This is a genomic window from Micromonospora sp. NPDC000089, from assembly GCF_042899365.1.
Classification (GTDB): Bacteria; Actinomycetota; Actinomycetes; order Mycobacteriales; family Micromonosporaceae; genus Micromonospora.
Genome location: NZ_JBIAZT010000004.1, coordinates 363,876 through 376,666, shown reverse-complemented (window position 1 = coordinate 376,666; position 12,791 = coordinate 363,876). Strand labels below are relative to the sequence as shown.

Here is a 12,791-nt window from a genome sequence, read left to right as displayed (position 1 = left end):
TCGGCGGGCGCGGGCGCCCGCCGGCTCGCTGTGTGGTGGCGCGGGCGGTGCCGGGGGATGCCGGTGCCCGCCCGGGTGGGTCCCGCGGAATGCCGGACGGTGGTGGGCACGCCGGTCGCGCACGCCGGCCGCCCGCGCACACGCGCGGGGATCGGGGGGTCTGACGGGTGGCTCGGACCGGTCACCGCCTCGAACCGGATCGCGGATCCGGCGCCCTTCGAGTGGCGGGTGACTCCGAACGGGAGGGCGTGGCCCTCGACTCCTGCCGGCGAAGATAGCAGGTTATCGATAAGATGCTCAAGGTTCACGCGGCGGAGCTGGGCGAACGTGGACCGCACCGGCCCGGTGGGCACCGGTTATCGCTAACAGGGGGGCGGGTCAGGGTCGGGGCACCCGGCAGTAGACGTCGCCGGCGTTGGCCTCGTCGGGCAGCGTCCGCAGCAGTCGGGCCAGCTCGGGCGCCGAGGTCCAGCGCGGCAGCGCCAGCACCAGGTCGTCGCCGTACCCGATGTTGAACTCGGTCAGCCCGAGCGCCCGGGCCCGGTCCAGGCAGCGCAGGGCGGCGCCGCGCTCGATCGTGGTGAACTCGAAGGAGAGCGCGGCGGGCGGCCGGCTCAGCCCGGTCAGCACCGCCTCCTCGTAGCCCTCCACATCGATCTTGATGAAGCGGGGCGTGCCGTACCGGTCGATCAGCGCGTCGAGCCGGGTGGCCGCCACCTCGACCGCCGCGTCCCACACCTCGTCCGCCCAGCCCGGGGCGCCGTGGGCGGCCCGCAGGAAGTGGCCGGACGCGGTCGACACGGTCGGGTTGCGGGAGTTGACGTGCAGCCGCAGGTGCCCGTCGACCGCCCCGCAGGCCGCCGCCACCAGGGTCACGCCGCCGTCGTCCCCGTACAGCGCGTCCAGCGCGCGGAGGCAGAGTGGCTGCGGCTCCACCGCGACCACCCGGGCGCCCAGCCGGCGGAAGCAGCCGATCCGGTCCCCGACGTGCGACCCGACGTCGAACACCAGGTCGCCCGGCCGGACGAACGGCGTGTAGTGCGCGTCCAGGGCGGCCTCGCGGGTCGGGTCGCCGTGGTAGACCGCCAGCGAGCGGCGCAGCGCCGCCATCGTCGGGTCGGCCCGCAACGCCGCCAGTCGCTCGGCCGGGCCGGCGGTCGTGGCCCGAGCGGCGGAGGCCTCGAGGTGATCTGCCACGTCAGCGCGCTCTCCTGATCGTCTGGCGGGCCCGCGCCCACCAGAACAACGCTCGCATATCGGGTGCGCCGACGGAGCCGGTTCCGGCCGGGAGCCGCCCCCCGACGCGGGGCGGCCGGCGTCCCGGAGGCCGGCGTCGGCCCGCCGCTCAGCCGGACGCGGGCGTGGCCCGGGGCCGGGCGGCTCCGGCCCGGATACTTCGGCGGTGACCCGCGCGGTGTCGTCGGACACACCGGCAGGGTGGCCACGGGCTGCGACCCGGCCGCCCATCGAGCGGCGTGGGCAGCGGGCCGCTCTCGGCACCCGGCCGCCGTCCGAGGAGCCGCCGAACGGACGCGGTTGTCGGGCTGTCGTACCGATGTGTTCTGCTGGCGACCGGCCCGACCGGGCCCACGGTGGCGGCGAGCGGAGGTGGCGGGTGCGCGGGCACGACACGACGCGCCCCGGCGCCGGCGAGCGCCTCCCGACGGATGGCCCGGGAGGCGCGGGTCGCGCGGACGGCGCGGGTCGCGCGGACGGCGCGGGTCGCACGGACGGCGCGGCGCGGGCCGCGCGGCGGGGGTGGGCCACCGTCGGGGCGGCGGCGCTGCGCCGGGTCGCCGGGGCCCGGCATCGCGAGTTCGGGGTGGCGCGGCGCGCCGAGCGCCGCGCCGATGAACGGCTCGACCGTCTGGTGGCCGTGGCGCTCGACCTGCTCGGCGCCGAGACGCTGGCCGACCTGACCGCCATCGTGGTCGACCGCGCCGGCCCGGTCCTCGGCGCCGACGGCGGCGCCGTGGTGGTCCGCGAGGGCGTCGACCGGCTCCGGCTGGCGCTGAGCGACCGGCTCGGCCCGCATGCCCAGGCCACCTACGCCGACCTGCCGTACGACAGCCCGTTGCCGGCCTGCTTCACGGCCCGCACCGGGGAGCCGGTGCTGCTGCCCGACCGGGCCGCCGGCCTCGCCTTCACCCCCGCCATGGGCCAGGTGTACGCGGACACCCGGCGCGACGCCTGGGCGATCCTGCCGCTGCGGGTCGACGGCCGGCTGCTCGGCTCGCTGGCCGTCTCCTGGCGGCACGAGCGGCAGTTCCGGCCCGACGAGCTCACCATGCTGGAGGCGTTCGCCGCCCAGTGCGCCCAGGCGCTGGACCGGATCCAGGATCTCGACGCCCGACGGCGCAACGCGCTGGCCGCCCAGCGGCTGTCCGAGTCCCTGCAGCGCAGCCTGCTCACCCAGCCGCCGATCAACGGCCGGCTGGAGGTGGCCGTGCGCTACCAACCGGCCGGCCACGGCGCGCACGTCGGCGGCGACTGGTACGACGCGTTCCCGACCACCGCCGGCGACACCGTGCTGGTCGTCGGCGACGTGGCCGGCCACGACCGGGTGGCGGTCGCGGCCATGGGGCAGGTCCGCAACCTGCTGCGCGGCCTGGCGTACGACAGCGCCGACGGCCCGGCCGTGCTGCTGCGCCGGCTGGACCGGGCGCTACGCGGGCTGGGGGTGGAGGGCCTGGTCACCGCCGTGCTCGCCCGGGTCGGCGACGCCGCCGGTGACGAGCCGGGTTCCCGCCGGCTGCGCTGGGCCAACGCGGGCCACCCGCCGGCGCTGCTGCGCGCCCCCGACGGCACCGTCCGGGTGCTCGCCGGTCACGATCTGCTGCTCGGGGTCAACCCGGCGGCGCGCCGGGTGGAGCGCGCGGTGGACCTGGTCGCCGGCGCCACCCTGGTGCTCTACACCGACGGCCTGGTGGAGCGGCGGGACGGCGTGCTCGACGAGGGCATCGCGGAGCTGGCGGGCACCCTGGAGCGGGTCGGCCACCGGCCGCCGGAGGAGGTCGCCGACCTGCTGCTCACGGTGGCGCCGGCCGGCCACGGGGACGACATCGCCCTGCTGGTGTTCCGCTACGGCGAGGGCTGAGGCAGCGGTGTCAGGGCAGTACAGCTAAGGCAGCGGGCGGGAGATGCCGCGGGCGTGGTCGGCCAGCGCCGCCCCCACCACGGTCGCCTCCACCGGCAGCACCTCCAGGCAGCGCCGGACGGCGGCGGTCAGCAGCGCGTTCGGCACCCGCATGGACAGCGTGCAGTGCGGCACCCAGCGGCCCGGCCGGTAGTGCCCGGTCAGCTCGACGCCGGCCCGGGCCAGCCGCTCGTGCACCAGCGCGTGGTGGGCCAGCAGCTCGGCGGTGGGCGTGGCGCCCAACCACAGCACCCGGCCGACGAACTGCCCGGCGTACTGGAAGCTCAGCCGCAGCGGCGCGGCGACCACCGTGCCGGCGAGCGCCTCGGCCACCGCGTCCGGATCGAAGCGAGGCGCGACCGCGAGCGAGACGTGCGGCCGGTGGCGCCGGTCCAGCAGCGACCGCAGGCTCTGCACGCCCTCGTCCTCCAGCGCGTCCCACAGGGCGCGGATCCGGCGGGTGGCGTCGGTGTCCAGGTACAACTCCAGCGCCGCGACCACGGCCCCACCCTAGAGGCCGGGGGTTTCGCCGGCCGCCGTGGGCGGTACCACCATCGCCGACGACCGACGAAGGAGTGACCCGTGGACGTGAACGACCTGCTGACCGAGGCGTACGACCGACTGCCCGGCCTGGTCCGGGCGGCGGTGGACGGGCTGGGCCCGGAACAGCTGCGCCGGTCGCCGGCGCCGGGCGCCAACTCGGTGGGGTGGCTGGTCTGGCACCTGACCCGGGTGCAGGACCACCACGTCGCCGACCTGCTCGGCGCGGAGCAGGTGTACGCCTCGGGCGACTGGGCCGCCCGGTTCGGGTTGCCCGCCGACCCGGACGAGACCGGCTACGCGCACACCCCCGAGCAGGTCGCCGCGGTACGCCCGGAGAGCGCCGAGGCGCTGGTCGCGTACCACGACGCGGTGGTCGAACGCACCCGCCGGTACCTGGCCGGGCTGACCCCCGCGGACCTCGACCGGGTGGTCGACGAGGCGTGGGACCCGCCGGTGACGCTCGGCGTCCGCCTGGTCAGCGTGGTCGACGACGACCTCCAGCACGCCGGCCAGGCCGGGTACGTCCGGGGGTTGATCACCGGCTGACCCGCAGGCGCAGCGCGCGAGCGATCCCGGCGACCACCCAGCCGGTCCCGGTGCCCCCGTGGTCGGGGCGGACCAGCCGCCCGCTGTCCTCGTCCCACCGGGCGTCGACCCCGGGGTACCCGGCGAGGCCCGGGGTACCCGGCCGAGGGGACGGCTCACCCGGATCGGGTGAGCCGGCTTCACCCTTGTGGTTGTCACGGTTACCGGACGGCCGGCGGGCGGCGTCGGCACGGTCACCGCACGGTCGGCGCGGACGGTGGCGGAGGGGAGGACGGCGATGGCGATGTCGGCGGCGCAGTTCCTGGAGCAGTTGGATCGCGGGCCGCACCGTGACCTGCCGGAGAACACCGCCGGCACGATCCGCCTGGACCTGCGCGACGGGCCGCGCACCGACCACTGGTACCTGACGATCGGCGACCAGCGCGTCCGGGTGACCCGCTCGGCGGACGACGCCGAGCTGATCGTCCGGGGCGACCGGGAGGTGTTCGACCGGCTGGCCGGGGGGCGCCGGCGGCTGGTGGAGTCGCTGCTGCGCAACGACCTCACCGTGCACGGCAACATCCGCCTGTTCATGTCCCTGCGGCGGCTCTTCCCGGGGCCGCCGGACGCCCGGCATCCCCGCGAGGCGGCCCGGGAGGAGGTCGGGGCCCGATGAGGCAGGAACGGGTCCACGTCATCGCCGGCAACGCCTTCGCCGCCAGTGACGCCCAGGGGGACATGGAGGCCGACCGCCAAGCGCCGATCGGGCTCTTCTCGTTCGACACCCGGTTCGTCTCGCACTGGGTGCTCACCGTCGACGGCGAGCGCCTGCACGCGCTGTCCCGGGACGACATGACGTACTTCGAGACCCGGTTCTTCCTGGTGCCCGGCACCGCCAGCCACTACGTGGACGCGGACGTGTCGGTGATCCGGCACCGCAGCATCGACGATAGCTTCAACGAGCGGATCACCGTGCTGAACCACTCGCCGGAGCCGGCCGACCTGGTGGTCCGGATGGACGTCGGCGCCGACTTCGCCGACACCTCCGAGCTGCTCGACCCGCCGACGCGGCCCACCGAGGCGATGGCGTCCAGCGCCGACGGGGTGCTGCGGCTGTGCTATCGCCGGGAGAACTTCGTCCGGGAGACGACGGTCTCCAGCACCGCGCCGGGCGAGGTGGACCAGGGCGGCGTCACCTACCGGATCACCGTCCCGCCGAACGGTCAGTGGATCACCGACCTGCACGTCGGGATGACCATCGGCGGCGAACGCGGGCGCGACCTGCGGTCCACCCTGGAGGCGCACCGGGAGCAGGTCCGCCACGACATGCGGGCCGAGCTGGCCGGGTGGCTGGACCGGGCGCCCCAGCTGGTCGCCGAGCGGGACGTCATCGCCCGGGTCTACGAGCAGGCGCTGACCGACCTGGCCGCGCTGCGTTACCGGCCACTGGCGTACGCCGACCCGGTGCCGGTCGGCGGGCTGCCCTGGGCGATGTCGCTCTACGGGCGGGACGCCCTCGTCACCTGCCTGCAGACCCTGGCCTTCACCCCGGAGCTGGCCCCGGCCACGCTGCGACTGCTGGCGCTCGCCCAGGGCGGGCGGCTGGACGACTTCCACGAGGAGGAGCCGGGGAAGATCCCGGCCGAGACCCGGTACGGCGAGGCGGCCGCGTTCGGCGACCGGCCGACCGGGGTGTACTTCGGCGCGGCCGACACCACCCCGCTGTTCGTGATCCTGCTCGACGAGTACGAGCGGTGGTCCGGCGACGCGGCGCTGGTGCGGCAGCTGCGGCACCCGGCCCGGATGGCGCTGGACTGGATCGACGAGTACGGCGACCTGCTCGGCGACGGTTACGTCCGCTACTTGCGGCGCAACCCGCGCAGCGGGCTGGTGAACCAGGGCTGGCGCAACTCGCCGGACGCGATCGTGCACCGCGACGGCCGCTTGGCGCGCACTCCCCGGGCCACCTGCGAGCTGCAGGGGTACGCGTACGACGCGAAGATGCGCGGCGCCCGGCTGGCCCGCGAGATCTGGGACGACCCCGGCTACGCCGACCGGTTGGAGCGCGAGGCCGCCGCCCTGCGGGACCGCTTCAACCGCGACTTCTGGCTCCCGGAGCGGGAGTACTACGCGCTGGCGCTGGAGCCCGACGGCACCCCGGTGGAGACGCTCACCTCCAACATCGGGCACCTGCTGTGGAGCGGGATCGTCCCGCCCGAGCGGTCGGCGGCGCTGGCCGCGCACCTGTGCTCGCCGGCGCTCTTCTCCGGCTGGGGGGTGCGCACGATGGCCGAGGGGCAGCGCCCGTACAACCCGGTGGGCGCCCACGTCGGCGCGGTTTGGCCGTCGGACAACTCGCTGGTTGCCGCGGGGCTGCGCCGGTACGGCCACGACGACGAGGCGGCCCGGATCGCGGCCGGCGTGTTCGCGGTGGCGGAGCTGCTCGGCGGGTCGCTGCCCGAGGTGATCGCCGGCTATCCGCGCGCGGTCACCAAGTATCCGGTGCAGCTGCCGGTGGCCGGCCGGCCGCAGTCGTGGGCGTCCGGCGCGCTGCTGCGGCTGCTGGGCGCGGTGCTGGGACTGGAGCCGTGCGGCGACAGCCTGCTGGTCAACCCCGCCGTGCCGGACGGCTTCGGCCGGGTCGAGCTGCTGGATGTGCCCGGCCGGTGGGGCCGGACCGACGCGTACGGCCGGGACCGGTCCGCCGCCCGCGGCCGCCGCGGCCGCCTGCGCTGAGCCCTCCGGCCCGGGACCGCCGAGCCGATAGCTCGGTCAGCGCCGGCCGTCCGGCGGGGTGTCGCCCGGGCCGCCCGCGGGGGCGGGGACCGGCGGCGAGGCCCCGTCGGCGTCCGCCGGTCGGTGCGCGGGCGCCGGCCCGGTCCGGACCGGCTGGCCGGGCGCCGGCGCGGTGACCGGGGTGCGATCGCCGGCCGGTCGGGCGACGGCCCGCCGGGACAGGCCGCGGTCGATCCCGACGAAGATCAGGCCGAGCAGCCAGAAGGTGACCGCGAAGAAGACCGCGCTGACCGAGACGCCGTCGTAGCCGAGCCGCCCGGCGTCCACGAACGGGTACGGGTAGCTGTGCACCACCAGGCCGCGCAGCAGCGCGAAGCCGAGGTACGCCAGCGGGAAGGCCAGCCACCAGGCGGCGTGCCGGATCCGCAGCCGGCCGCGCGGGTCGAACAGCGCCCAGTCGGCGACGGCGAGCAGCGGCACGACGGTGTGCAGGAACTGGTTGCCCAGCGCCTCGCCCAGCGAGCGGTCGGGTTGGGTCATCGCGAACGGGCTGGCCGGGTTGGCGAGCACCAGGTGGTAGACCACGCCGGTGATGGTGATGTAGAGGGTGACCGCGCCCTTGAGCCCGGACGGCGGCTCCGGCCGGTCACGCCAGGCCTGCCAGGCGCCGTAGCCGGCGACCAGCCCGACCGCCACGTTGCTCTGGATGGTGAAGTACGGCAGCAGGCCGGTGACCGTGGCCGGCCCGAGCGCGGTGAGCACGATCCCGGCCAGCACGCTGAGCACGATCGCGGTGCGGAACGCCACCGCCGACCGCCGACGCCGTAGGCTCATCGGGGCAAGCTATCAGCCAGCCCGCCGCGGGTCATCAGCCGATGCGGTGGTCACCAGCCGAGGGTGCCCGGGGCGCCCTTGAACGGACCGGTCACGTCGCTGGTGATCCAACCGCCGTAGAAGTCACCGGGCTGCACCTCGACCCGCTCGCCGTCCACCGTGCACTCGTCGACCCGGCCCGGATAGAACGCGACCGCCCCGGCCAGCTCCGCGTACGCGGGGTCGGGCCGCTCGTACGACCAGGCGGCCTCGCGGACCCGGGCCTCGCCGACGAGCAGGTCCCAGTAGCTGGCCTCGCCCTTCCACTCGCACCGGGTACGCCCGCGCGCCGACACCAGTCGCCCGCCGGTCACGTCCTCGCGCGGCACGTAGTACACCGGGGGATGCGACGTCTCCAGCACCCGCCAGCAGCGGTCGCTGTCGACCACCGTCACGCCGGCGTGCCGGATGCCGATCCGCCGGCCGGTCCGTTCCAGGCGCGGCGGACGCGGGTAGTCCCACACCGATTCCATCCCGCCAATCTAGCCCGGCAGGCCGGGATGATCCGGCTCAACGCGGCCCGGGGACGCCGCGGTACGGGCCGATGTGGGTCCGGGTCGACGCCGTCCGGGGCGACGCCGTCCGGGTCAGCGCGGGGTGGGGCGGGCCGACGGCGCGCCGGAGTGCGGGGCCCCCCGCCCGGCACCGGCCGGTCCGTCGACGCCCGGGGTGCCGGTCGGGGTGGGGACGGGCGGGGTGACCGGCGGCTGGCCGGCGGGTGGGTCGCTGGGCGGGGACCCCGGCCGTCCCGCCCCCGGGGAGACCGGGCCGGGCCTGCCGTGCTCGCCCACCACCCGTTCGCAGTACCGCGCGACGCCGTCCCGACCCCCGGCCGTGCGGATCAGATCGCCGAAGATCGGATTGTCCAGGGCGCGCCCCGGGTCGTCGCCCGCCCGGTACGCCCGACACAGGCCAACCAGCGCCTCTTCCGGTCGCGGCGCACCGGTGGCGTCCACTCGGGACGGTGTGGCGGAGGCCCCGGGCCGGTGGGTGGGGGCGGCGGCCGGCCGCGATGCGGTGGCGGACGGGCGCGCGGGTCGGTCGTCCGCCCGGTGCGGGGGAGCGGGCAGTGTGCCGGTGGCGGCGGCGAGCGCCACGCCGCCGGTGGCCGCGACGGCGACGGCGGCCAGCGCCACCTTCACGCCGGCCAGTCCGGCCAGGACGCCCGGCCGGGCGCCCCGGTCGGGCAACGGGAGTGGCGACCCGGCCCGCGCCCGCCGGAACGCGTGCACCGCCGCGGGTTCCCCGCGCAGCTCGGCGGGGCTGGGGGCGGCCCGGACGGCGGTCAGCAGCGCCACGATAGGACGTGGCCCGGTCCCGGGTTCGGCGACCGACCCGGCGAGCAGTCGCTCGGCGGTCTCCTGGTCCATCCGGTGTGCGTTCATCTCGTGTCCCTCAGCGCCCCAGGGCCGTGGCGCGTCACATCGACGTCGGGCGGCCCGGGCGGCGCGCGCGGACCGCGTGCCGCTCTGCGTCGACATCCTTACATTCCGTCACATTGATGCGTCGCCGGTGCCAGACTGCTGCACAGGATCCGTTCGAGGAGGTGGCCCCATGCCGGAGCGGGACGCGCGCGGCGACGAGCGCTTCGATCAGGCCGGTGACGACGTCTCCGCCGCGGTCACCCGGGCGGCGTCGGTGCTGGAGGAGGAGCTCTCCGCCGGCATCGCCAGCGCCCGCCGGGTCTCCGAACGGCTCACCGCGGACCGTCGGGTCGACCCGACGGCCTTCGACGAGGTCGTCGGGCGGATCCGCAAGGACAGCCACTCCCTGATCGACATGGTGGTGGCCCAGCTGCCGGTGGCCGACGAGCGCGGCGAGGTGGCCCGCCGGTACGCCGCCGACGCGCACGACGTGCTGGACAGCCTGCTCGACCTGGCCCGGCTCACGCCGGAGCTGGCCAATGGCCTGGTCGACCGGATCTCCCGCTCGGCCGGCCCGACCCCGCCCGACACCGCCGCCCCGACCACCTCGGCCGGTGCCGGCACCCCGACCGACGCCGGCGCCCGGACCGGCGCGGAGCCCGACGTCGCCCCGCCCGCCGACACCGCTGCCCGGGGTGCGGCGGGCGCGCCGGTCGGCGAGCGGCCGGACGCCACCCGCTGACCCGCGCGATGACCGCCACCGGGCTCGACGACGCCGTCGAGGAGATGCTGGCCCGCTACCGGACGCGCACCCTGGACACCCTGCTGGCGCAGCTGCCCACCGGCGGCCCCCGCTACCTCTACGACCTGGTCGGCGACTACCCGCGGCGACCCGGCAAGGGGCTGCGGGCGGCGCTCTGCCTGGCCGCCTGCGCGACCTCCGGCGGCGAGATCGGCGACGCCGCGGTCGACGTGGCCGCCACGGTCGAGCTGTTCCACAACGCGTTTCTGATCCACGACGACATCCAGGACGGCAGCGAGCGCCGCCGCGGCGCGCCCACCCTGCCCGCCGAGTACGGCGTGGGCGTCGCGCTGAACGTCGGCAACATGACCAACCTGATCGCCCTGGACCGGCTGCTGTCCAGCCGGGACGGTCTCGGCTCGGGCACCGCCTGGCAGCTGGTGGACCAGACCCGGCTGATGCTGCGCCACTCGCTGGAGGGGCAGGCCATCGAGATCGGCTGGATCCGGGACAACGCCTGCGACCTGACCGCCGAGGACTACTACCGGATGTGCCTGAAGAAGACGTCCTGGTACACCTGCATCTACCCGTGCCGCGCCGGTGCCGTGATCGCCGGCGGGACCGGGGTGGACCGGCTGGACCGGTACGGCTGGTACCTGGGCGCCGCCTTCCAGATCACCGACGACGTGCTCAACCTGGTCGGCGACTACGCCGCCTACGGCAAGGAGATCGCCGGGGACCTGTGGGAGGGCAAGCGCACTTTGATCCTCATCGACTTCCTCGGCCGGTGCACCACCGCGGAACGGGAGCGGACGGTGGCCTTCCTGGGCCTGCCGCGGGCGGACCGGGGCGCCGCGCAGGTGCGCTGGCTGCATGGGCGGCTGCGGGCGTACGACAGCGTCGAGGCGGCCCGCTGCGCGGCGCGGGAGCTGGCCGACGCGGCGCTGGCCCAGGCGCACACCGTGCTCGGCGAGCGGGCGGACACCGAGGACGGTCGGTTCCTGCGCGGGCTCACCCGCTACGTCGTCGACCGCCCCCGCTGAGCCGGCCCGCTCAGCCCATCGTCTTCTGGCCGTCGATCGACTCCCGCAGGATGTCGGCGTGCCCGGCGTGCTGGGAGATCTCGGTGATGACGTGCAGCACCACCTGCCGGATCGACCAGCTCGCGCCCGGCTCGAACCAGGGCGCCGACGGCAGCGGCCAGGAGGCGTCCAGGTCGAGGGTCGCGATCAGCTCGTCGGTGCGGGCCGCCACCGCTGCGTAGCCGTCCAGCAGGGCGGCCAGGGTGTCGCCGTCGGTCATCCGGAACACCGCCTCCCAGTCGACCGACTCGCTCTGCATGGCCTCGGCGCCGCCGACGGCGAACCGGGCCCAGCGTTCCTCCATCACCGTCACGTGCTTGATCAGGCCGCCCAGGCACAGCGCGCTGACCGTGCTGCGGGTCGCCGCCTGCTCGTCGGTGAGCCCCTGCACGGTGTGCCGCAGGAAGCCGCGCTGCCGCCTGATGATCTGCAGAAGGTCGGCCCGCTCACCGGTGCGGACCTGCTCCGAAGTGGTCATCCGCCCAACCTCTCCTCGAGTCGTCGAGGGTCACGATGCCACGGCCCACCGACAGTTCCGCGCCGCCGCGCGCCGCCAGCGGTTGCCGATCCGGCCGTCCGGCGGTGAACTGAACAACATGGGTGTGATCAAGGTCGGCACGTCGTCCTGGGCGGACCAGACGCTGCTGCGCTCCGGCTGGTATCCGAAGTCGGCCCGCACCCCGGCCGACCGGCTGGCGTTCTACGCCCGACAGTTCCCGATGGTCGAGGTGGACACCTCGTACTACGCGATCCCGCTGCCGGCGACCACCGCCGGCTGGGCGGACGCCACCGGAGACGGGTTCACCTTCGACGTCAAGGCGTTCAGCCTCTTCACCGGCCACCCGACCCCGGTGACGATGCTGCCGAAGGACCTGCGGCCCGCCGCGGGGCCGGCCCGGATCCGCTGGCGGGACCTGCCCGAGGGGGCGTACGACGAGTTGTGGGACCGGTTCCGGGCGGCGCTGGAGCCGCTCGCGGCGGCCGACCGGCTCGGCGCCGTGCTGCTGCAGTTCCCGCCCTGGCTGGCCCGCGGCGAGGGCGCCCGGCGGCGGATCCTCGACCTGGCGGCCCGGTGCCGGCCCTGGCGGGTCGCGGTCGAGCTGCGGCACGGCTCCTGGTTCGACGGCCCGGCGGCGGCCGAGACGGTCACCTTCCTGGGCGAGCACGACCTCAGCATGGTCTGCGTCGACATGCCGCAGGGGCACCCGTCGTCGGTGCCGCCGATCATGGTCGCGACGGCCGAGCCGGCGGTGGTGCGGTTCCACGGCCACAGCCCGCACTGGGAGACCGGCAGCAAGGAGGACCGGTTCCGGTACGCCTACGCCGACGGGGAGCTGCGCCGCTGGGCCGAGCTGCTGACCGACCTGGCCGACGGCGCGGGGGAGCTGCACGTGCTGTTCAACAACTGCTGCGAGGGGCAGGCGCAGCGGGACGCCGGCCGGCTCGCCGAGCTGCTCGGGGTCACCCCGCTGGCGGAGCACGCACCGGTCTGACCGGTTTGTCGCCCGGCGGCGCGGGTACCGACCGGCTGCGACGGACGGAGGAACGCATGACCCACGAGGAGCAGCGGCCCGGGGTGCCCGACGACGCGCGGGCGCGGCGGGTTCGCGAGGCGCAGGAGGCGCACGGCGGCAGCATGGCCCCGGAGCTGGCGGACGAGACCGGTCGTCCGGTCGCCGAGCCGCCGCCCCCGCCGGCCGACGAGGTGGACGGCACCGGTTCCTGACCGCCCCCGGAACGGGTGACGCCCGGGGCGCCGCGTCCGCGGCACCCCGGGCGTCGACGTGCTT

At 75.9% G+C, this 12,791-nt stretch carries 14 protein-coding genes; 8 read left to right on the top strand and 6 right to left on the bottom strand.

Annotated features, from left to right (window positions below):
• Positions 1–378: 378 nt before the first annotated feature.
• Complete coding sequence (locus ACFY3U_RS11320) at positions 379–1,110, bottom strand: FkbM family methyltransferase (protein WP_387198872.1); 732 nt, start codon at positions 1,108–1,110, stop codon at positions 379–381.
• Positions 1,111–1,615: 505 nt separating this feature from the next.
• Between ACFY3U_RS11320 and ACFY3U_RS11315 the strand changes: the two genes are divergently transcribed.
• Positions 1,616–3,097: a PP2C family protein-serine/threonine phosphatase gene (locus tag ACFY3U_RS11315; protein ID WP_387198681.1), complete on the top strand. Its 1,482-nt coding sequence runs from the start codon at positions 1,616–1,618 to the stop codon at positions 3,095–3,097.
• A gap of 24 nt (positions 3,098–3,121) precedes the next feature.
• Here the strand turns inward: ACFY3U_RS11315 and ACFY3U_RS11310 are convergent, their stop codons facing one another.
• A complete protein-coding gene (locus tag ACFY3U_RS11310) occupies positions 3,122–3,637 on the bottom strand; it encodes a 2'-5' RNA ligase family protein (RefSeq protein ID WP_387198678.1) in 516 nt (171 codons plus the stop codon).
• 81 nt (positions 3,638–3,718) lie between these two features.
• Here ACFY3U_RS11310 and ACFY3U_RS11305 point away from each other — a divergent pair, with 81 nt between their 5' ends.
• The 3 genes from ACFY3U_RS11305 (at position 3,719) to ACFY3U_RS11295 (ending at position 6,940) form a co-directional block, all read left to right on the top strand.
• Positions 3,719–4,225, top strand: a complete 507-nt coding sequence (locus ACFY3U_RS11305; protein ID WP_387198675.1) for a DUF664 domain-containing protein — start codon at positions 3,719–3,721, stop codon at positions 4,223–4,225.
• A gap of 277 nt (positions 4,226–4,502) precedes the next feature.
• Positions 4,503–4,880 carry an SCP2 sterol-binding domain-containing protein gene (locus ACFY3U_RS11300; protein ID WP_387198673.1) on the top strand — a complete coding sequence of 126 codons (378 nt, stop codon included), beginning with the start codon at positions 4,503–4,505 and terminating at the stop codon, positions 4,878–4,880.
• Entirely contained in the window at positions 4,877–6,940 is a 2,064-nt protein-coding gene (locus tag ACFY3U_RS11295; protein WP_387198670.1) for a glycogen debranching N-terminal domain-containing protein, read from the top strand. The genes ACFY3U_RS11300 and ACFY3U_RS11295 overlap by 4 nt, the downstream gene beginning before the upstream one ends.
• A 36-nt stretch (positions 6,941–6,976) precedes the next feature.
• Here ACFY3U_RS11295 and ACFY3U_RS11290 read toward each other — a convergent pair whose 3' ends face one another.
• The 3 genes from ACFY3U_RS11290 to ACFY3U_RS11280 form a co-directional block, all read right to left on the bottom strand.
• Positions 6,977–7,774, bottom strand: coding sequence for a Pr6Pr family membrane protein (locus tag ACFY3U_RS11290; RefSeq protein WP_387198667.1), 798 nt, complete (start codon positions 7,772–7,774; stop codon positions 6,977–6,979).
• A 50-nt stretch (positions 7,775–7,824) separates the two neighbouring features.
• A complete protein-coding gene (locus tag ACFY3U_RS11285) occupies positions 7,825–8,286 on the bottom strand; it encodes a DUF427 domain-containing protein (protein ID WP_387198663.1) in 462 nt (153 codons plus the stop codon).
• Between the two features lie 114 nt (positions 8,287–8,400).
• Positions 8,401–9,198 (bottom strand): hypothetical protein, encoded by a 798-nt coding sequence (locus ACFY3U_RS11280; protein WP_387198660.1) that lies wholly within the window; start codon positions 9,196–9,198, stop codon positions 8,401–8,403.
• 169 nt (positions 9,199–9,367) lie between these two features.
• Here ACFY3U_RS11280 and ACFY3U_RS11275 point away from each other — a divergent pair, with 169 nt between their 5' ends.
• A complete protein-coding gene (locus ACFY3U_RS11275; protein WP_387198657.1) occupies positions 9,368–9,919 on the top strand; it encodes a hypothetical protein in 552 nt (183 codons plus the stop codon).
• Positions 9,920–9,927: 8 nt separating this feature from the next.
• Positions 9,928–10,962 (top strand): polyprenyl synthetase family protein, encoded by a 1,035-nt coding sequence (locus ACFY3U_RS11270; protein WP_387198654.1) that lies wholly within the window; start codon positions 9,928–9,930, stop codon positions 10,960–10,962.
• Between the two features lie 10 nt (positions 10,963–10,972).
• Here ACFY3U_RS11270 and ACFY3U_RS11265 read toward each other — a convergent pair whose 3' ends face one another.
• Positions 10,973–11,479 (bottom strand): DinB family protein, encoded by a 507-nt coding sequence (locus ACFY3U_RS11265; RefSeq protein WP_387198651.1) that lies wholly within the window; start codon positions 11,477–11,479, stop codon positions 10,973–10,975.
• A gap of 118 nt (positions 11,480–11,597) precedes the next feature.
• Here ACFY3U_RS11265 and ACFY3U_RS11260 point away from each other — a divergent pair, with 118 nt between their 5' ends.
• Positions 11,598–12,494: a DUF72 domain-containing protein gene (locus tag ACFY3U_RS11260; RefSeq protein ID WP_387198648.1), complete on the top strand. Its 897-nt coding sequence runs from the start codon at positions 11,598–11,600 to the stop codon at positions 12,492–12,494.
• Between the two features lie 56 nt (positions 12,495–12,550).
• A complete protein-coding gene (locus ACFY3U_RS11255; RefSeq protein WP_387198645.1) occupies positions 12,551–12,727 on the top strand; it encodes a GTPase activator in 177 nt (58 codons plus the stop codon).
• Positions 12,728–12,791 lie beyond the last annotated feature (64 nt).

Coding starts and splice junctions, on each gene's coding strand:
- ACFY3U_RS11320 (WP_387198872.1), bottom strand. CDS start 1,110: ATGGCGGCGCTGCGCCGCTCGCTGGCGGTCTACCACGGCGACCCGACC.
- ACFY3U_RS11300 (WP_387198673.1), top strand. CDS start 4,503: ATGGCGATGTCGGCGGCGCAGTTCCTGGAGCAGTTGGATCGCGGGCCG.
- ACFY3U_RS11295 (WP_387198670.1), top strand. CDS start 4,877: ATGAGGCAGGAACGGGTCCACGTCATCGCCGGCAACGCCTTCGCCGCC.
- ACFY3U_RS11290 (WP_387198667.1), bottom strand. CDS start 7,774: ATGAGCCTACGGCGTCGGCGGTCGGCGGTGGCGTTCCGCACCGCGATC.
- ACFY3U_RS11285 (WP_387198663.1), bottom strand. CDS start 8,286: ATGGAATCGGTGTGGGACTACCCGCGTCCGCCGCGCCTGGAACGGACC.
- ACFY3U_RS11280 (WP_387198660.1), bottom strand. CDS start 9,198: ATGAACGCACACCGGATGGACCAGGAGACCGCCGAGCGACTGCTCGCC.
- ACFY3U_RS11275 (WP_387198657.1), top strand. CDS start 9,368: ATGCCGGAGCGGGACGCGCGCGGCGACGAGCGCTTCGATCAGGCCGGT.
- ACFY3U_RS11270 (WP_387198654.1), top strand. CDS start 9,928: ATGACCGCCACCGGGCTCGACGACGCCGTCGAGGAGATGCTGGCCCGC.
- ACFY3U_RS11265 (WP_387198651.1), bottom strand. CDS start 11,479: ATGACCACTTCGGAGCAGGTCCGCACCGGTGAGCGGGCCGACCTTCTG.
- ACFY3U_RS11260 (WP_387198648.1), top strand. CDS start 11,598: ATGGGTGTGATCAAGGTCGGCACGTCGTCCTGGGCGGACCAGACGCTG.
- ACFY3U_RS11255 (WP_387198645.1), top strand. CDS start 12,551: ATGACCCACGAGGAGCAGCGGCCCGGGGTGCCCGACGACGCGCGGGCG.